General features: G+C 60.6%; 17 protein-coding genes. 14 read left to right on the forward strand and 3 right to left on the reverse strand.

Annotation, left to right across the window (positions count from 1 at the left end; genetic code table 11):
* Positions 1–315 (forward strand): NIPSNAP family protein, encoded by a 315-nt coding sequence (locus AC3WP4_RS01735; protein ID WP_102614202.1) that lies wholly within the window; start codon positions 1–3, stop codon positions 313–315.
* A 178-nt stretch (positions 316–493) separates the two neighbouring features.
* Positions 494–1,477, forward strand: a complete 984-nt coding sequence (locus AC3WP4_RS01740; RefSeq protein ID WP_102614200.1) for a cyclase family protein — start codon at positions 494–496, stop codon at positions 1,475–1,477.
* Here AC3WP4_RS01740 and AC3WP4_RS01745 read toward each other — a convergent pair.
* From AC3WP4_RS01745 to AC3WP4_RS01755, 3 genes are all read right to left on the reverse strand, one after another.
* Positions 1,470–2,399: a LysR family transcriptional regulator gene (locus AC3WP4_RS01745; RefSeq protein ID WP_074877896.1), complete on the reverse strand. Its 930-nt coding sequence runs from the start codon at positions 2,397–2,399 to the stop codon at positions 1,470–1,472. The genes AC3WP4_RS01740 and AC3WP4_RS01745 overlap by 8 nt on opposite strands.
* A gap of 237 nt (positions 2,400–2,636) precedes the next feature.
* On the reverse strand, positions 2,637–3,575 hold the full coding sequence (locus AC3WP4_RS01750; protein WP_102614199.1) for a cyclase family protein: 939 nt from the start codon (positions 3,573–3,575) through the stop codon (positions 2,637–2,639).
* Between the two features lie 383 nt (positions 3,576–3,958).
* Positions 3,959–4,882, reverse strand: a complete 924-nt coding sequence (locus AC3WP4_RS01755) for a LysR family transcriptional regulator (protein WP_102614198.1) — start codon at positions 4,880–4,882, stop codon at positions 3,959–3,961.
* Positions 4,883–5,057: 175 nt separating this feature from the next.
* On the opposite strand from AC3WP4_RS01755, the gene gbd reads away from it, so the two are divergent.
* The 12 genes from gbd (at position 5,058) to AC3WP4_RS01815 (ending at position 18,282) form a co-directional block, all read left to right on the forward strand.
* Positions 5,058–6,197: a 4-hydroxybutyrate dehydrogenase gene (gbd, locus tag AC3WP4_RS01760; protein WP_102614197.1), complete on the forward strand. Its 1,140-nt coding sequence runs from the start codon at positions 5,058–5,060 to the stop codon at positions 6,195–6,197.
* A 72-nt stretch (positions 6,198–6,269) separates the two neighbouring features.
* Complete coding sequence (locus AC3WP4_RS01765) at positions 6,270–7,049, forward strand: enoyl-CoA hydratase-related protein (protein ID WP_074877904.1); 780 nt, start codon at positions 6,270–6,272, stop codon at positions 7,047–7,049.
* 1 nt (position 7,050) lies between these two features.
* A complete protein-coding gene (locus tag AC3WP4_RS01770; protein ID WP_074877906.1) occupies positions 7,051–8,256 on the forward strand; it encodes a CaiB/BaiF CoA transferase family protein in 1,206 nt (401 codons plus the stop codon).
* 169 nt (positions 8,257–8,425) lie between these two features.
* Entirely contained in the window at positions 8,426–9,469 is a 1,044-nt protein-coding gene (locus tag AC3WP4_RS01775; protein WP_074877908.1) for a TRAP transporter substrate-binding protein, read from the forward strand.
* Positions 9,470–9,484: 15 nt separating this feature from the next.
* On the forward strand, positions 9,485–11,383 hold the full coding sequence (locus AC3WP4_RS01780; RefSeq protein ID WP_074877910.1) for a TRAP transporter large permease: 1,899 nt from the start codon (positions 9,485–9,487) through the stop codon (positions 11,381–11,383).
* A gap of 63 nt (positions 11,384–11,446) precedes the next feature.
* Positions 11,447–11,905, forward strand: coding sequence for a thioesterase family protein (locus AC3WP4_RS01785; RefSeq protein ID WP_074877912.1), 459 nt, complete (start codon positions 11,447–11,449; stop codon positions 11,903–11,905).
* 14 nt (positions 11,906–11,919) lie between these two features.
* On the forward strand, positions 11,920–12,879 hold the full coding sequence (locus tag AC3WP4_RS01790) for an amidohydrolase family protein (RefSeq protein WP_102614196.1): 960 nt from the start codon (positions 11,920–11,922) through the stop codon (positions 12,877–12,879).
* A complete protein-coding gene (locus AC3WP4_RS01795; RefSeq protein ID WP_074877916.1) occupies positions 12,872–13,831 on the forward strand; it encodes an amidohydrolase family protein in 960 nt (319 codons plus the stop codon). The genes AC3WP4_RS01790 and AC3WP4_RS01795 overlap by 8 nt, the downstream gene beginning before the upstream one ends.
* A 31-nt stretch (positions 13,832–13,862) precedes the next feature.
* Positions 13,863–15,440 carry an aldehyde dehydrogenase (NADP(+)) gene (locus tag AC3WP4_RS01800; RefSeq protein WP_102614195.1) on the forward strand — a complete coding sequence of 526 codons (1,578 nt, stop codon included), beginning with the start codon at positions 13,863–13,865 and terminating at the stop codon, positions 15,438–15,440.
* A gap of 122 nt (positions 15,441–15,562) precedes the next feature.
* Positions 15,563–16,135, forward strand: coding sequence for a PPC domain-containing DNA-binding protein (locus tag AC3WP4_RS01805; protein ID WP_074877920.1), 573 nt, complete (start codon positions 15,563–15,565; stop codon positions 16,133–16,135).
* A gap of 102 nt (positions 16,136–16,237) precedes the next feature.
* On the forward strand, positions 16,238–17,545 hold the full coding sequence (locus AC3WP4_RS01810; protein ID WP_102614194.1) for an OprD family porin: 1,308 nt from the start codon (positions 16,238–16,240) through the stop codon (positions 17,543–17,545).
* Positions 17,546–17,964: 419 nt separating this feature from the next.
* Entirely contained in the window at positions 17,965–18,282 is a 318-nt protein-coding gene (locus AC3WP4_RS01815; protein WP_074880773.1) for a DUF2388 domain-containing protein, read from the forward strand.
* Positions 18,283–18,307: the final 25 nt, after the last annotated feature.

An 18,307-nucleotide genomic window follows, 5' to 3' on the forward strand; every position in this document is an offset into this window, starting at 1 on the left:
ATGTTTTACGAAATGCGCACCTACACGGTTCAAATCGGAAAAATGCAGACCTACCTCAAGCACTTCGAGGAAACCGGCCTGCCGGTGATCTCCCGCTACACCACGCTGGTAGGTTGGTGGTACACCGAAATCGGCGAGCTGAATCAGGTCATCCACATCTGGGCCTACCAGAGCCTGGATGACCGGATCAAGAAGCGCGCGGCGCTGTATCAAGACCCGGACTGGCTCGAAGGCTTCGTGCCGAAAGCGTTCCCGATGCTGGAAAAGATGGAATCGAAACTGCTGATCGCTGCGGATTTCTCCCCCATCAAATAATCCCAACACAGCTCCGATGGGCAACGCGAAACCTGTGGGAGCGAGCTTGCTCGCGATAGCGGTTGTTCATTCAACATCGATATTGACTGTTCCGCCGCCATCGCGAGCAAGCTCGCTCCCACAGGTACAGCGCATGGATTCAAGTCCGTCGGCATCCGCTCAAACCAAGGAAACCCTCATGTGCGACCACAATCCCAATAACACCGCCGCCGACCGTTCTCCCGACATCAAAGCCTTGCTCGAAGGCCTGCCGACCAACTGGGGAAAATGGGGACCCGACGATGAAGTCGGCGCCCTGAATTACCTGCAAAGCGCAGAAATACTCCGGGGTATCGCCTCGGTTCGCCAGGGCAAGACCTTCACCCTGCAAGTGCAGATCGGCCACCCCAAAGGCGAACCCTTGTGGCCCGGCCGACGTCCGTCAATGCGCGTCAACGTGTTGGACAAGGGCCATTTCCTGGCCGGCAAGAGCCACTTCGACGGCCATGTGGAATACGCCGACGACGTGATCTTCATGCACCTGCAAGGCTCGACCCAATATGACGCGCTGGGCCACGTCTGGCACGACAACAAACTGTGGAATGGCTACGACGCCATGAGCACCATCGGCAGCATGGACAAGGCCAGCATCCTGCCCATTGCCGAACGCGGGATTGTCGGGCGTGCGGTGCTGATCGACATGGCTCGCCATCGCGGCAAAGCGGTGCTGGACAAGGGCGAAACCTTCAATCACCAGGACCTGTTGGCTGCGGCGACAGCCCAGGGCGTCGAGATCCAGAAGCGCGACATCCTGATCATCCGCACGGGTTGGATCGGCTCGTTCTATGAGCGCGAGCCGGAAGAGTTCTACAAGGATTTCGCCGAGCCGGGCCTGACCTTCAGCCGCGAGTTGGTGGAGTGGTTTCACCAGATGGAAATCCCCAATCTGGTGACCGACACCATGGCCAACGAAGTGGCGGTCGACCCCACCTCGGGCGTGCTGATCCCGCTGCACAATGCCTTGATGCGCAACCTCGGCGTGACCTTCACCGAAGTGGCGATGCTTGATGCTCTGGCAAGTGATTGCGCTGAAGACGGCCAGTGGCAGTTCCTCTATACCGCCGCGCCGTTGAAGGTCGTTGGCGGCACGGGTGCACCGGTCAATCCGATCGTGATCAAGTAATCAGGTCCTGCTGCAATTCGTTGATCAGCAGGGTCGCCGCCGGGGAAAGATCGGCGCCGGCCCGGCTGATCACGCCGTAGGGCTCGATCAATGCACGCATCGACACCGGCAGTTTCACCAGCAAATCGTGTTGTTCGCAGAACCTGGCCACTTCCACCGGGATCACTGCCAACAAGGTCGGATCCTGTTGCACCAATAAAATGGTGGCAAAAATCGATGAGGTTTCCAGCGGATACCGGGGAGTCCCCAGCCCTGCCTCATTCAGCTCACGCTCCAGGGTCTGACGCATCGGCATGTCCTTGGGATAGACCACCCAGCGGTAGTCGCTCAACTGCGATAGCTGCAAAGACTCGGCGCTGGCCAGCGGATGGTCCTTGCTGGCGACCACAGCCAAGGGTTCTTCGCTCAGTTCGATGCAGTCATAGGCATCCGAACGCTGGCCGACGCTGGTGCGACAAATCGCCAGGTCCAGTCGTCCCTGATCCAGCAACCCGAGCAACGTGGCGCTGGTGTTTTCCACCAGTTCCACCGACAGCTCCGGCTGCTTCAGGCGCAACTCGGTCAGGGCCCGGGTCAGCAACGGCACCGCCCCCATGATCACCCCCACAGAGAGCCGCCCGCCCTGGCCCTGCATGATGCTGAGCATTTCTTCGCGAAGGTGCTCGACATCGCTGTAGATCAGCCGCGCATAACGAATCATGCAACGACCCATTTCGTTGGCCACCAGGCCTTTGGGCTGGCGTTCGAACAGCGGCATGCCGAGCAACGATTCGACTTCACCCAACGCCTTGGTGGCGCCGGACTGGGAAATCGAAATCTTCTCGGCGGCCTTGTGCAACGAGCCGCGATCATCCAGCGCGATCAGCAGACGCAGTTGTTTGAGGCGCAAACGAGCAGCGATGCTGCAAAGGGAAGGAACCATGTCCGTGTGTTCTCGATTCAAGAGGTAAACAATGACTGCGGCAACGCACACTTCGAATCCGTAACGCAAAACCGTAGCAGCTGGCGAAGCCTGCGTTCGGCTGCGAAGCAGTCGTAAAACCTGAGTACGCGGTTTTTTCTGACACACCGCATTGCCTGATCTCACGACTGCTGCGCAGCCGGACGCAGGCTTCGCCAGCTGCTACAAAGTGTGCGTTACGGCTTCGAACGGTGGCTGTCAGCGAATGGCGACCGGGTTGATGTTGACCTGGGTCGAGCCCGTGTACAGCGGCTGGCCGAGGACAAACATGAACTCCCACGCCTTGTCTTTCACCAGTGCCCGGCTGTCGATCAACTCAAGGTTGTAGATGCCGTTTTTGGCCAGCATGTATTGGTTGACCGGGAATTCCTGGCCGTCTTTGGCCGGGTAGATCTCCGACGCCCAGGTATCACCGCCGAAGGCGACGATCTGCTTGTCCACCAGCCATTTGGCCGCTTCCATGCCGATGCCCGGCTCCACGGCGAGGAATTTCTTGTTGTCCTTGCCCAGCAGCTCCAGCCAACCGGTGTTGAACAGCACCACATCGCCTTTCTGGATGGCGATGCCTTGCAGATCCAGGGCCTTCTGGATATCAGCGACGCTGAACTCGGTTTTCTCCGGCACGATCGGCGTGCCGTACACGGCGGTCATGTCCAGCACCACACCGCGGGTGACGATGGGCGGGACCTTCTCCAGGCCGAGTTTTTTCACCCCTTCCACGGTGACGAAATCGGCGGCGCGGTTGCCGTTGTAATAGACGTAATCGATACCGATATGGCCGATGCCGTTGAGCTGGGTGCCGACGCCGGTCCAGCCCACGACCAGTTCATCGTTGAAGGTGAATTTGTTCGGGCCCATGGTCGTGCCACCGGCTTCGCCCGGCTGGATGTTGGTCAGGTTGAAGCTGCGATGACGGAACGCTGGCAACGTTTTGTCGATGGGCACGGCCAAGGGGTAGGTTTTGCCGGTTTTGATCAGTTTCGAGGCATTGATCACCGACTCGGCGTTGAGCAGGTTCAGCGCGCCGATTTCATCGTTGGCGCCGTATTTGGAGGGGTACCATTTCTCGGCATCCGCAGCGTGGGCGGCATTGAGGGTGAACAACAGGGCAAACGGCAGTGCCAATCGATTCAGCATGAGGGGGTCCTTGTGAGTTGCAGTGGACCCAAGGTACGCAGCCCGTCTGCGGGGAAACAGACCGGCATCGGCAATACATTTGTTCTGGATATTCACGAGTGATGCGAGTGCCGTAGGAGCAAAGCTTGCTCGCGATGAACGATAACGCGGCGTGTCAGGCCCGACGCCATCGCGAGCAGGCTCGCTCCCACAGGACCCGGTATCGACCATAAATCCTGCGAACGGCACCAGACAGGGGCTGTGCGGCGGACACCGCGAAGTATCGCGGCGCGGATACATTTCAAACACCGCGCCTGCCGCAAATCAAATTTGCCTGAAACGCACGAATACGCGCATCCAAAGCCGTGCACTATCGCAAGCGCCTGTTTCAACCAGCCCCAAGTTCATCCGGGATTCAACAAGGCTTCTCGCAGCAGCCTGGCTGCCGGCGAGTCCGGCACGCCTTTGCGCGAAACCAGCTCATACGGTTCGCTGCGCGAGGTGATGGGCAGCGGCAGCGTGGTGGTGAAGCCGTAGCCGGAGCAGAACTTCGCCACGTCGGTCGACACCAACGCGACGAGGGTCGGGTTTTCCTGAAGCAGCGACAAAGTGGCAAACGCCGACGTGGTTTCCAGCAGGTGCACCGGGAAACGCAGGTCGGCTTCGTGAAACTCGCGCTCCAGCAGCAAACGCATCGGCATGTTGGCGCGATAGACGACCCAGCGGTAATCCACGAGGTCCTTCAGCGACAGCTGCCGGGCATAGGCGAATGGATGCTGAGTGCTGGCGATCACCGCCAGGGTTTCTTCGACGAAGGTGGCGCTCTCATACAAGTAGGGCGTGGTGCTGATGGTCGTGCGGCAGATCGCAAGGTCCAGGCGCCCGGCGTCAAGTTGGCTGAGCAGTGCGGCACTGGTGTCTTCGACGATCTCGATGGACAGCTTCGGGTGGTCGGCAATCACCCGGCTGATCGCGGTGGTCAGCAACGGGACGGCACCCATGATGGTGCCGACGGACACCCGCCCGCCCTCGCCGCTCATGATGCCGATGATCTCTTCGCGCAGGTGTGCGAGGTCGGTCTGGATCAAGCGGGCGTAACGAATGACCGAGCGTCCGGCATCGTTCGGCTCAAGCCCGCGGTTAGTGCGGGTGAACAACGAGGTACCGAACGTCGTTTCAATTTCTTGCAGGGCTTTACTGGCGCCGGGCTGGGTCAGCGCAACCTGTTTGGCCGCGCCCAGCAAGGAGCCGTGTTCATCAAGGGCTATCAACAAGCGCAGCTGCTTGATGTGCAGGCGGGACATGATCGAATTGAGTGAGGGCGTCATCAGGGTTAACTAAAAGTTATAGAGGTATCGAAAGTTGTCAGTATCGAGGCTCGCCACGACGGCCCTATAGTCCACCCCACAACCAGGCAATGCAATGGGTTTGACCAGAGAGCGAAAGCCTTCCTGCCGCAGACCGATTGCAACAATAACAATCCTGTATAACTTGTGGTGAATCATGTCCCTCATCAATTACGTCACCAAGATCCAGTTCGGCTACGACAGCCTGCAGCATCTGGCCGCCGAAGCCGGGCGCGCGGGCATTACCCGGCCGCTGATTGTTACCGACATCGGCGTGCGCAATGCCGGCATCGTCGACAAGGTCATCGCGGCCCTCGGCGCCAGCCTGCCTCCTTCGATTTTCGACGCCACCCCATCTAACCCCAACGAACACGCGGTACGTGAAGCCGTGGCGCACTATCACCTCGGCGAGTGCAACGGCATCATCGCGGTCGGCGGCGGTTCTTCCATCGATCTGGCCAAAGGCGTCGCTGTCTGCGCCACGCACGACGGTCCCCTGCACAGCTTTGCGGTGATCGAAGGCGGGCTGGATCGCATCACCTCTGCCACCGCGCCGCTGATCGCCATTCCCACCACGGCGGGCACTGGCAGCGAAGTCGGCCGAGGCGCCATCCTGATCCTCGACGATGGTCGTAAAGTGGGCGTAATCTCACCTTACGTAGTGCCTCGCGTGGCCATCTGCGACCCGGAACTGACCCTGGGCCTGCCACCGATGCTGACCGCCGCCACCGGCATGGACGCGATCGCTCATTGCATCGAGACGTTCATGGCACCGGCCTTCAACCCCGCGGCGGATGGCATCGCCCTCGACGGCCTGTGGCGTGCCTGGGAACACATCGAGCGCGCCACCGCCGAACCCGGTGATCGCGAAGCGCGAATGAACATGATGAGCGCGTCGATGCAGGGCGCACTCGCTTTTCAGAAGGGATTGGGCTGCGTGCACAGCCTGTCCCACGCCTTGGGCGGCATCAATCCGAAGCTGCACCACGGCACTTTGAACGCCATCTTTCTGCCAGCGGTCGTGGACTTCAACGCCAACGCCCCGACCGTTCGCGACGAACGCAAGCTCGAACGCCTGCGCCATGCCATGGGCCTCGAGGCCGGCGCCAATATCGGCACAGCCATTGAGGACATGACCCGCCGCCTGGGCCTGCCGACCCGCCTCAGCGAAATCGGCGTCGATGAAAGCCTGTTTGCCGGCATCGTCGAAGGCGCCTTGCACGATCACAGCCACAAGACCAACCCCCGCGAAGCATCGTCCGCGGACTACCTGTCGATGCTTGAGCAGTCGTTGTAACCGTCGCTATCCAACAATAAAAAATGAGGAGGCAGCCGCGTCGTCGGTTGAACCGACGCCAGCGCAACAATCATGAAGCCCACCGTCCTTATCGACCGGCAAGACAGCCTTGCCACCGTCACCCTCAGCCACCCAGGGAAAATGAACGCCCTGACCTTGTCCATGTGGCAGGACCTGGGTGATGCCATGACCGTGTTGTCCGCCGACGCCAGTGTGCGCTGCGTCATATTGCGCGGTGCCGGCGAACAAGCCTTCGCCGCTGGCGCCGATGTCAGCGAGTTCCCGAGCGTGCGCGCCAACCTGGCTCAAGCCCGGGAATATGCCGAAGTGACCTCGGCGGCCATGCGCGCGGTTGTCGACTGCCCGCACCCGGTGATCGCGATGATCCATGGCGTGTGTGTCGGCGGCGGCCTGGAAATCGCCGCACTCTGCGACCTGCGTATCTGCGGCACCTCCAGTCGTTTCGGCGCGCCGGTCGGCAAGTTGGGGCTGGTCATGTCGTATGACGAAATGGCCGGTCTGGTGGCGCTGGCCGGGCGCTCGACCACCCTGGAAATTCTGCTTGAGGGTCGCATTCTCGACGCCAACGACGCCTACGTGAAAAACCTCGTGACCCGCGTCGTACCCGATGCCGAGGTCGAGTCCGAAACCCTCGCCACCGCCCGGCGCATCGCCGTTGGAGCGCCCCTCGTCGCCCGCTGGCATCGCCAGGCTGCACGTCAGCTTGAGGCCGGCGTGGCACCCAACGTCGAGCAGATTGACGCGAGTTACTTCTGCTACGACACCGAAGATTTTCAGATCGGTCTGAGCGCTTTCATCGAGAAAGCCAAACCACAATTCAAGGGGAAATAACATGGGACCGCTGACAGGAATGCGCGTGGTAGAACTGGCTCACATCATGTCCGGCCCGGTGTGCGGAATGATGCTGGCCGACATGGGCGCCGACGTGGTGAAGGTCGAGAAAGTCCCGGGCGGTGATGATTCGCGCCGCTTCTCGCCGATCATGGCCAGCGGTGAATCGGCTTCGTTCATGGTGGTGAACCGCAACAAGCGCGGTATCGGCCTGAACCTGAAAACCGAGGGCGGGCGCGACGTATTGCGCCGCCTGTTGATGGACGCCGATGTGGTCACGGAAAACTTCCGTGCCGGCACCATGGAGAAATTCGGCCTGGGCTACGAAACGCTGAAAACCCTCAATCCAGGGCTGATCTACTGCGCGATCTCCGGCTACGGCCGCAGTGGCCCGTTCGGCGAGAAAGGCGGCTTCGACCTGATCGCCCAGGGCATGAGCGGCATGATGAGCATGACCGGTGAAGCCGGACGCGAGCCGGTCAAGGCCGGTTCGCCAGTGGCCGACATCAACTCCGGCATTCTCGCCGCTCTCGGCATCTGCGCGGCGTACGCCGCCAAACAGAAAACCGGCCTCGGCCAGATGGTCGATACCTCGCTGTTCGAAGCCGGCCTGCAACAGATGTACTGGCCGGCTGCGGCATATTTCGCCGACGGCACCATCCTGCCGAAGATGGGTTCGGCCAACTCCACCAGCGCGCCGTATCAGGTGTTCCGCACCGCAGACGGCTGGATCAACATTGGTGCCGCCAACCAGGCTAACTACGAACGGCTGGTCGAGGCGCTCGCCGTGCCACAACTCGAAGCCGACCCACGCTTTGCCAGCAACGCGTTGCGCATGGAGCACCGTCTGGCCTTGGTGGAAATCCTCAACGAAGTCCTGGTCGCGCGCACCACGGATGAATGGATGGTGCTGTTCGACAGCCTCGGCCTGCCTGCCGGGCCGGTCCTCGATATCGCCGCGGCGCTGGCCCATCCGCAAACCGAAGCACGCGGCATGGTCGTCGAGACCCAACACCCGACCGAAGGCCGGGTACGCGGCATGGGCTTGCCGATTCACTTCTCCGACATGGACAACGCCGCGCCGCCGAGCAGTCGGCATGCGCCGCTGCTCGGTGAACACACCCGCGAAGTGCTGAAAGAAAGCGGCTACGCGGAAGATGAAATCGACGAGTTGATTCGAAGCCAGGCCGTGGTGGCACTGGCGTAACGCAAAAAAACTGTGGGAGTGAGCCTGCTCGCGATGAGGCCGTGTCAGGCGACATAAGTATCGACTGATACGCCGCCATCGCGAGCAGGCTCACTCCCACAAGGAGCAGCGTTTGCTTTAACGATCCGCTGTTTTTTAGAACAACTACAAAAACAATAAGGTGAACATCATGAGCCGTATCTTGACCGAGGCCGTCAGCCGCCGATCATTCCTGGTATCTGCCGGCGTCACCGTCGGCGGTGCCTTCGCCGCCAACCTGCTGCCCTCCAGCGTCTTCGCCGCGACCAAACCCATCGTGTTGCGCTACACCAGCAGCCTGCCCGATACCCATCCACTGAACATCCAGATGAAGGCGGCTTCGCTAGCCATCAAGACCGAAACCAACGGCGCCGTGGATCTGCAGGTGTACGCCAACGGCGCCATGGGCGGCGACACCGACATGCTCTCCCAGGTGCGCGCCGGGGCAGTCGATTTCATTCCGTTGCCAGGCGCGATTCTCTCCACACTGGTGCCGGCCATGTCGATTGAAAGCATGCCGTTCGCGTTCAAGGACTACGACAGTGTCTGGGCCGCGCTGGACGGCAAGCTGGGCGAATACGTACGGGCCAAGACCGCCAAGGTCGGCCTGATCCCGATGGAGAAAGTCTGGAACAACGGCTTCCGCCAGATCACCAGTTCGACGCGGCCGATCTACACGCCGCAAGACCTGGCCGGCTTCAAACTGCGAGTGCTGGTCAGCCCGCTGTGGACCTCCATGTTCAGCGCCCTGGGCGCCTCCCCTACCGGCATCAGCATCAACGAAACCTACTCGGCGTTGCAGACCAAAGTGGTCGACGGCCAGGAAAACCCGCTGGTGGTCGTCGAAGCCGCGCGCTTCTATGAAGTGCAGAAATACTGCTCCATGACCGACCACATCTGGGGCGGTTTCTGGATCGTCGCTTCGGGCAAGACCTTTCCAAAACTGCCGGCGGACGTGCAGGAAATCGTTTCCCGGCAAATCAACGCTGCGGCGCTGGTCCAGCGTCAACAGGTGATCGATCTCAACGCCAGCCTGGAGCCGTCCCTGACCGCCCATGGCATCACCTTCAACAAAGTCGACCGTTCATTGTTCCGCACTGACTTGCAGTCCAAAGGCTTTTACACCCAATGGAAAGAAAAGTACGGCACTGAAGCCTGGAGCTTGCTGGAGCAGTACGCGGGTCAACTGTCCTAAGCCGGAGACAAGGTCATGAAAAACGAAATACCAATGACGGATGTTTCTCCCGCTGAAGGACTCAGCACGCGCCCCACCACGTTTCGTCTCGGTCGCGCCTTGGACACCGGGCTGCGCTGGCTGACCGAAGGCAGCGCGGCGTTGCTCGTGGTTGTCGAAGTCACGCTGCTGTTTTGCAATGTGTTCTCGCGCTACGTGCTCAATCAACCCATTGTCTGGGGCGACGAACTGGCCTCGCTGCTGTTTCTCTGGCTGGCGATGCTCGGCTCAGTGGTGGCGATGCGTCGAGGCGAGCACATGCGCCTGACGTCGTTCATCGGAAGGCTGCCGCTGGAAAAACGCGCCTTTGTCGACACCTTGGGCGCCGTGATTGTCATCGCGTTCATCGGGTTGCTGTTCACCCCGGCCTGGGAATACGTCAGCGACGAGTGGATCATCACCACCGCCGCCCTTGAAATCCCCAACGCCTTTCGCGTGTCCGCCATCGCGGTCGGTCTGAGCCTGATGCTGATGACCTGCGTCGCGCGTCTGCTGACCAGCGCCCGGTTGATCGACTTCTCGGTGTCGGTGGCGATGTTGGCTTCCCTGGCTGCGTTGTTGTGGGTGGCAGAAGGCTGGATGTTGCTGATGGGTAACTGGAACCTGGTCATTTTCTTCATGATCGGTGTGATGGCGATGATCATGATCGGTGTGCCGATCATGGTGGCGTTCGGCCTGGCCACGGTAGCTTATCTGTCGACCATGACCGGCACACCCTTGACCCTGGTGGTCGGCCGGATGGACGAAGGCATGGCGAGCCTGATCTTGCTGGCCATTCCGTTGTTTGTGTTTTTGGGGGCACTGATCGAGGCCATGGGCATGGCCCGAGCGATGATCCGCTTCCTCTGTTCGTTGATCGGCCATGTCCGTGGCGGTCTGTCTTATGTGTTGATCGGCGCCATCTACCTGATCTCCGGCATTTCCGGCTCCAAGGCTGCCGACATGGCCGCCATCGCGCCGGCGCTGTTTCCGGAAATGAAGAAGCGCGGTGAGGATGAAAACGAACTGGTGGCGATGCTCAATGCCTCCGGGGCGATGTCGGAAACCATTCCGCCAAGCCTGGTGCTGATCACCATCGGCTCGGTGACCGGCGTGTCGATTTCCGCCCTGTTCACCGGTGGTTTCATGCCGGCGGTGGTGGGTGCAATCGCCATGGCGGCGGTGATCTGGTGGAAAAACCGCAAAGGCAACGCCACCACCGGTAAACGCGCCTCCGGCAAGGAAATCGGCCACTCGCTGCTGGTCGCGTTACCGGCACTGGCCCTGCCCTTCGTGATCCGCACCGCGGTGGTCGAAGGGGTCGCGACCGCCACCGAAGTCGCCGCCATCGGCGTGGCCTACACCTTCATCGTCGGGTTGCTGTGCTACCGCTGCTTTGACTGGCGCCGGTTGTATCCGATCCTGGTCAGCACCGCGTCGCTGTCCGGCGCGATCCTGATCATCATCGGCAGCGCCACCGCCATGGCCTGGGCATTGACCCAGTCGGGCTTCTCGCACCAGTTGGCGCAGGTGATGTCGACGGTGCCGGGGGGCGCGATGGGCTTCCTGATCATCTCCGCCGTGGCGTTCATCCTTCTGGGCAGTTTTCTGGAAGGCATCCCGGCCATCGTGCTGTTCGGGCCGCTGCTGTTTCCGATTGCCAAAGACATGGGCATCAACGACGTGCATTACGCCATGGTCGCGATCTTCGCCATGGGCCTGGGTTTGTTCGCCCCGCCGTTTGGGGTGGGTTTCTACGCCGCCTGCGCCATCGCCAAGGTCGACCCCAGCGGCGCCATGCGCCGGGTCTGGCCGTATCTCGGCGCACTCGTTGTCGCCTTGGGCGTGCTGATCGCCGTGCCCTGGATTTCCATCGGTTTCCTGCCCACTGCCTGAATCACCTTTGACTCCAGCCGACGGTAGAAGCCCGACCGTCGGCCCTCAAACACGAGGTTTTTTATGAACTTTTCCACACTGCAAGCCGGCATCGCCACCGAGCGTCGATTGATTGTCGACCGGGAACGCACCATCTCGTTTCTGGGCGAGGACTTACGCATCTACGCCACGCCCCGGCTGGTGGATGACATCGAACAGACCTGCCTTGATTACCTGCTCACCTTCCTCGATGAGGGCGAAAACACCGTCGGCGCAGCAGTCGACATCCGCCATGTCGGCGCCACGTTGCTCGGCATGTCGGTCAGCATCGTCGCCACGGTGACCCGAATCGAGGGTCGCAGCATCACTTTCAACGTCGAAGTTCGCGATGACGTCGAGCTGGTGGCCACGGCGGCGCATACCCGGGTGGTGGTGAACGTCGCCAAACTGCGCAGCCGCGTTCAGGCCAAGGCCGAGGCGGCCGCCGCAGGGGAAGTCGAAGACAGCGTGCTCAGCCCTTCCCAATTCGCCGCGTCGCGCTGAGCAAGGACGACGTCATGATCACGCTGCACGAACGCAATGGCTTATCGAACCTTGCGCCCGAGGATGCGCTACCGATTGTCGATGCTCACCACCACCTGTGGGACCTGGGCAACGGTCGATATCCCTGGCTGCAGGACGACTATCACGAGGATTTTTTTCTCGGTGACTATCACAGCCTGTGCCGTGATTTCTTGCCGGAAAACTTTCTCGCCCTGACCGAACGACAACGGTTGGTGGGAACGGTGCATGTCGAGGCCGAACGGGCTCGCGATGAGCAAGTCGCCGAGACACGCTGGCTGGAACAGGTGAACGCCCGTTACGGCTTCCCGAATGCCATCGTTGCCCACGCCTGGTTCGACCGAGAGGACAGCGCGGACATTCTCGCGGCCCAGGCTGCCAGGCCGCTGGTCAAAGGCATCCGTTCCAAACCGGTGACCTCGGCATCGCCAGACGTATCAATTGCCGGCGCCAGGGGCACCATGCAAGACCCGAAATGGCTGGAAGGCTTTTCGCGTCTGGCTGACCACGGTCTGTCGTGGGACCTGCGCGTGCCGCCGTGGCACCTGGTCGAGGCCGCCGAAGTGGCGGCGATGTTTCCGCACATCCAGATCGCCCTCAATCACACCGGTTTCGCCTGGGACCGCAGCCCGCACGGCATGAGCCGCTGGCGTAAAGGCCTGGAAGCACTGGCCTTGCAGCCTAACGTGCACATCAAGCTGTCGGAGTTCGGGTTGAAAGACTCGCTCTGGAACTACGACGACAACCGGATCGTGGTGCTGACCGCATTGGAGATCTTCGGCCCCGAGCGCTGCATGTTCGCCAGCAATTTCCCGGTCGCCGGATTGCGCGCGTCCTACGACACGATTGCCGATGGCGTGGCCGCGATGCTCGCGCCACTGGGGCGTGCCGTGCAGGAAGCGGTGTTCGCCGGCAATGCGCAACGCTTTTATCGTCTGGAGGAACAGCATGGATAACCCCTCCGTGATCGACTGGCGTGCGCGCTTTCTGGCCAACGGCGAGGATGCGGACTTACCCATCGTCGACGCTCATCAACACTATTTCGATATCGAAAAGCATTACTACCCGTGGCTGAACGACCGTCCGTTGCGACCGTTTCGTTATGGAGATTACTCGTCGATCTGCCGCAACTTTCTGCCTGAAGACTATCGCCGGCTGACGGGCAACCATCGCATCGTGCAGACCGTCGTTATCGAGGGTGAATGGGACCCTGCGACGCCCGCCGACGAGGTGGGTTTTGTCGAGTCGCTGGCACAAAACGAGCCGACCCTGGCGGCGATGGTGGCGCAGGTTTGGCTGGATCGTGAAGACGCATCGGACCTGTTGCGGCTGTACGGCGATCATCCGTTGGTGCGCGGCGTGCGCCACAAACCTGCGGTCACCCGCCTTGAAGCCTGGCGCGAAGATTTCGTTGCGCCCGGCTCCATGCGTGACCCTCGTTGGCGCGAGGGCTACGCACAACTGGCTGAAAACGGCCTGCACTTCGAGTTGCAGGCGCCGTGGTGGCATCTGCCGGAAGCGGCCGAGCTGGCGAGGGACTTTCCCGACGTGACCATTGTGGTCAATCACACGGCGCTGCCGGCTGATCGTTCGCAAGAAGGGTTGGCCGGCTGGCGTGAAAACCTCGCATTGCTGGCACGGGAGCCGAACGTCGCCCTGAAGATTTCCGGCATTTGCGTCCCCGGCGAGGCATGGCCCGTCGAGTCGAACCGCGTGGTGGTGAACGACGCGATTTCGATTGTCGATGTCAGTCGCTGTGCGTTTGCCAGCAATTACCCGGTCGACGGCGTCGTGAACGGCATGAGCGAGATCTTCGACGGCTTTAAAACGATTGTCAGCGACCGCTCCCTGACCGATCGGCTCGCCCTGTTTCATGACAACGCCCGACGCATTTACCGGCTCACTTGACCCTCATTTGAACAGCCTTTCAGGAGTTCCCATGTTTGAAGTTTCAGGCCACAACTACATCGCTGGCGCTCGTTCGGCAAAAGGCTCGAGCACCTTGCAAAGCCACGACGCCAATACCGGCGAAGCACTGCCGTATCGCTTCCATCAGGCGACCACGGATGAAGTGAATGCGGCCGCAGAAGCGGCGGCCACGGCTTACCCGATCTTTCGTAATCTTTCATCCGCTCGACGCGCTCAGTTTTTGGAGGCGATTGCCACTGAGCTTGAGGCGCTGGACGACTCGTTCATCGCCCTGGTGTGCCGGGAAACTGCCCTGCCCGCCGGCCGTATTCAAGGTGAGCGGGCACGCACCAGCGGCCAGATGCGCCTGTTCGCCACGATGCTGCGTCGCGGCGATTTCTACGGCGCGCGCATCGATCGTGCGCTGCCCGACCGTCAACCGTTGCCTCGCCCCGACCTGCGCCAGTACCGCACCGGGCTCGGTCCGGTCGCCGTGTTCGGTGCCAGCAACTTCCCGCTGGCCTTCTCGACCGCCGGCGGCGACACCGCCTCCGCCCTCGCAGCGGGCTGCCCGGTGGTGTTCAAGGCCCACAGCGGTCACATGGCAACCGCCGATTACGTCGCCGATGCGATCACTCGCGCGGCCAGGAAAACCGGAATGCCTGATGGCGTGTTCAGCATGCTCTACGGCAGCATCGGTGAAGCATTGGTCAAGCACCCGGCGATTCAGGCGGTAGGTTTCACCGGTTCATTGCGCGGTGGCCGGGCCTTGTGTGACATGGCGGCGGCACGGCCTCAGCCGATTCCGGTGTTCGCCGAGATGAGCAGCATCAATCCGGTGGTGTTGATGCCCGAAGCACTCAAGGCGCGCGGTGACAAGATCGCTGCCGAATTGGCCGCTTCCGTGGTCCTGGGCGCAGGTCAGTTCTGCACCAATCCCGGTTTGGTTTTGGGCATTCGTTCGCCAGAGTTCACGGCCTTCCTCGAACGTTTCACCGGGTTGATGGGCGAGCAATCAGCGCAAACGATGCTCAATGTTGGCACGCTGAAAAGCTATTGCCACGGTCTGGACAATCTTCACGCACACCCTGGCATGACGCACCTGGCCGGTACCGCACAACAGGGCAATCAGGCGCAACCGCAAGTGTTCAAGGCCGATGTCAGCCTGTTGATCAACGGGGATGAGTTGCTTCAGGAAGAAGTCTTCGGCCCGACCACCATCGTCGTGGAGGTCGCCGATCACGCCGAATTGCTCCAGGCACTGCACGGTTTGCGCGGTCAGTTGACCGCTACGTTGATCGTCGAAGATTCGGAGCTCAATACCCTGAACGACGTGCTGGCCCTGCTGGAACAGAAAGTCGGTCGCGTGCTGTTCAACGGTTATCCGACCGGGGTGGAAGTCTGCGATGCCATGGTTCACGGCGGTCCGTACCCGGCCACTTCGGATGCGCGCGGTACATCGGTCGGAACGTTGGCGATCGACCGTTTCCTGCGTCCCGTTTGTTATCAGAACTGCCCCGACAGCTTGCTGCCGGACGCCCTGAAGAACGCCAACCCGCTGGGCATTGCCCGACTGGTGGACGGTGTCAGCAGCCGTGATGCGCTGTAAGTCACCCGGCTTCAACTAACACCCGCTGTCAGCAACTTCCGCGCCTGTTGAACAACAGGCGTCGGATTCGCTCGTCCCAAAAACCGCTTCACCCACACAACAACAAAAACAGAGGAAGTCTCATGCACGTTCAACTTCACCGGAAACACCGCTTTTGCAAATTGATGCTGGCCGTGACCGCTGCCGTGATGATCAACACCGCAGGCGCTCAACTGGCCGTTGCCGAAACCGCTCCTGCCGCGACGACAGCCCCTATGCAATGTGTAACTGAAGCCACACCGCGCTACACCAAAACCCCCACCGGTTACCTCATGGTCCTGCGCATGGGCGACAACGCCTTCAAGGAACTGACCAAACTGGCCATCGCCGAGAAAATCCCCAGCGCGTCCATCAGCGGCATCGGCTTCGGCAATGTGAAGTTCGGTTTCTGGAACAAGGACAAAAAAGACTTCGACGCCAAGACCTTGAACAGTGTCGAGATGGCCAGCGTCACCGGCTCGGTGGCGTGGAAGAACGACCAGCCTTCGATCCATATGCACGGCGTTGCCGGTGACGCCACGTTTCAAGCGTACGGCGGCCACATCCTCGACTTCGAAGTCACCACCGGCTCGATGGAAATCACCGTGATCGTGCACCAACGTCGTCTGGAACGCGGGATTGACCCGTGCATCGGCGCCAATGTGTTGGGTATTTAAGCCAGGCAAATAACGCTCCCGCAGGCATCGAACGTGCCGGCACCCGCTACTGCGGGAGCCACCCTCCCAAATTCAAACTACAAAAATAAAGGGGCGATTCACATGAGCAAGAAGAAAACGGCGGTGACCTTTGCATTGGGTGCCATTGCACTCAGCACCCAGGCGCACGCCGACTTCCTGAGTGACAGCAAAGCCACGTTGGGAATGAGAAATTTCTACTTCAACAACGACAACCGCGACGGCACGGCTGCGCCGTCGAAAACCGAAGAGTGGGCGCAGGGTTTCATGCTCGATTACAAGTCGGGCTACACCGACGGCACGGTTGGTTTTGGCGTCGACGCACTGGGCCTGATGGGGATTACGCTGGACAGTGGCAAAGGACGGCACGTCGGCAGCTCGATGATTCCTTCAGAGAGCGACAATAGCGCGGTCGACGAATGGAGCCGGTTGGGGTTGACCGGCAAGGTCAAGGTCTCGAAAACCGAACTGCGCCTGGGCACGCTGATGCCCAAGCTTCCCATCCTCGTCTCCAACGACGGCCGCCTGCTGCCGCAGACCTTCGAAGGTGGCCAGATCACCTCGGGCGAGTTCAAGGATTTGACCTTCACCGCAGGCCGAATCGAACACGCCACCGGTCGGGGCTCAAGCGATCAGACCGGGTTGGCTGCCACGGGCGGCACTCGTGAAAGCAACGCGTTCGACTTCGCCGGCGGCGACTGGAAAGTCACCAAGGACCTGACCGCCCAGTATTACTACGCTAACCTGGACAACTACTACACCCAGCAGTTTTTCGGTCTGATCCACACGCTGGCGATCGCGGAAGGTCAATCGCTGAAAACCGACTTGCGCTACTTCAAGACCGATTCATCCGGTGCAAACAGCTCGGGGACGTCAGGCTACAAAATCAGCGGCTACACCGAGGGCAATGATGGTGAGATCGACAATCGAACCTGGAGCGCCGCGCTGATTTATACGGTGGGTGGCCATGGCCTCACAGCGGGTTATCAAAGCGTTTCGAGCGGCAGCAACTTCACGCAGCTCAATCAAGGCAGCCTGGCCAACAAGGGTGCCGGCGGCTCCAGCGTCTACCTGTACACCGACCGACTGATTCAAACCTTCACCCGCGCAGGGGAACGCACAGCCTTCGGTCAATACGCCTACGATTTTGCCGCCATGGGGGTGCCCGGACTGAAAGCGTCTGTCATGTACCTCAGCGGGGACAACATCAAGACGACCTCTGGCGATACCCAGAAGGAATGGGAGCGGGATATTGCGCTGGACTACGTGATTCAGTCAGGTTCGCTTAAAGGTGTCGGGTTCGGATGGCGTAACGGCAAGTCCAACAGCGAGGCGTCCCGCAACCAGGATCAGAATCGCTTGATCGTGAGCTACAGCATCCCACTGCTGTAGGAGCAAAGCTTGCTCCGGGCGGCGATCCGACGATGGCGTCGGCACCTTCAACATCAACGTGACTGACACACCGCTATCGCGAGCAGGCTCACTCCCACATTGGATCTTGGGTGGCCGCAAAATGTATGACCAACCTCATTCCCTGTGGGAGTGAGCCTGCTCGCGATGGCCTCGGCAAACTCAACATCAAGGTGACTGACCCACCGCTATCGCGAGCAGGCTCGCTCCCACATTGGATCGCGGGTGGCCGCAGAATGTGTGATTGACCTCATTTCCTGTGGGAGTGAGCTTGTCCAGATTCATTAGGCCAGATCAGTGTTGAACTGATATCGCTTCGCCAGGGAACTCCTGACGTCCGCCACGCATCCTAGACTATGAGGTACTTCCTTTTTTGCTTCACGCTTTCCGAGGACACCGTCATGCGTCGTCTGATTATCATCTCTTCACTAGTGCTTTGTTTGCCCGTTGGTTCGGCCATGGCCGATGTAGATGCAAAAGATGTCGCCACCTCGGCTGGGGTCTCCGCATCGCTGTACTCGACCTTTAAGGATGACAAACGGGTGATTCCAGCCCGAGATGACGCCACCAGCTTCGTCGCCAGTGGTGGCGCGATTCGGGGTGCTTATCTGGAGTCGTACTTAAAGCAGGTTCGCCTGGAAAATCCCGGCCTCAACGCCAGCGACGAAGACCTGGCCAGAGCAATCCTCGTCCAGGAAGGCGTAGCTGCAGGTCAATAAAGGCTGAAAAAGTAGCGGTGGGGCT

This window comes from Pseudomonas sp. FW305-20 (assembly GCF_058788075.1).

What these genes read in the sequence shown, in the direction of transcription:
- AC3WP4_RS01740 (WP_102614200.1), top strand. Translation starts at nt 494, where the DNA reads ATGTGCGACCACAATCCCAATAACACCGCCGCCGACCGTTCTCCCGAC.
- AC3WP4_RS01775 (WP_074877908.1), top strand. Translation starts at nt 8,426, where the DNA reads ATGAGCCGTATCTTGACCGAGGCCGTCAGCCGCCGATCATTCCTGGTA.
- AC3WP4_RS01735 (WP_102614202.1), top strand. Translation starts at nt 1, where the DNA reads ATGTTTTACGAAATGCGCACCTACACGGTTCAAATCGGAAAAATGCAG.
- AC3WP4_RS01805 (WP_074877920.1), top strand. Translation starts at nt 15,563, where the DNA reads ATGCACGTTCAACTTCACCGGAAACACCGCTTTTGCAAATTGATGCTG.
- AC3WP4_RS01750 (WP_102614199.1), bottom strand. Translation starts at nt 3,575, where the DNA reads ATGCTGAATCGATTGGCACTGCCGTTTGCCCTGTTGTTCACCCTCAAT.
- AC3WP4_RS01815 (WP_074880773.1), top strand. Translation starts at nt 17,965, where the DNA reads ATGCGTCGTCTGATTATCATCTCTTCACTAGTGCTTTGTTTGCCCGTT.
- AC3WP4_RS01770 (WP_074877906.1), top strand. Translation starts at nt 7,051, where the DNA reads ATGGGACCGCTGACAGGAATGCGCGTGGTAGAACTGGCTCACATCATG.
- AC3WP4_RS01795 (WP_074877916.1), top strand. Translation starts at nt 12,872, where the DNA reads ATGGATAACCCCTCCGTGATCGACTGGCGTGCGCGCTTTCTGGCCAAC.
- AC3WP4_RS01745 (WP_074877896.1), bottom strand. Translation starts at nt 2,399, where the DNA reads ATGGTTCCTTCCCTTTGCAGCATCGCTGCTCGTTTGCGCCTCAAACAA.
- AC3WP4_RS01765 (WP_074877904.1), top strand. Translation starts at nt 6,270, where the DNA reads ATGAAGCCCACCGTCCTTATCGACCGGCAAGACAGCCTTGCCACCGTC.
- gbd (WP_102614197.1), top strand. Translation starts at nt 5,058, where the DNA reads ATGTCCCTCATCAATTACGTCACCAAGATCCAGTTCGGCTACGACAGC.
- AC3WP4_RS01785 (WP_074877912.1), top strand. Translation starts at nt 11,447, where the DNA reads ATGAACTTTTCCACACTGCAAGCCGGCATCGCCACCGAGCGTCGATTG.
- AC3WP4_RS01755 (WP_102614198.1), bottom strand. Translation starts at nt 4,882, where the DNA reads ATGACGCCCTCACTCAATTCGATCATGTCCCGCCTGCACATCAAGCAG.
- AC3WP4_RS01780 (WP_074877910.1), top strand. Translation starts at nt 9,485, where the DNA reads ATGAAAAACGAAATACCAATGACGGATGTTTCTCCCGCTGAAGGACTC.
- AC3WP4_RS01790 (WP_102614196.1), top strand. Translation starts at nt 11,920, where the DNA reads ATGATCACGCTGCACGAACGCAATGGCTTATCGAACCTTGCGCCCGAG.
- AC3WP4_RS01810 (WP_102614194.1), top strand. Translation starts at nt 16,238, where the DNA reads ATGAGCAAGAAGAAAACGGCGGTGACCTTTGCATTGGGTGCCATTGCA.
- AC3WP4_RS01800 (WP_102614195.1), top strand. Translation starts at nt 13,863, where the DNA reads ATGTTTGAAGTTTCAGGCCACAACTACATCGCTGGCGCTCGTTCGGCA.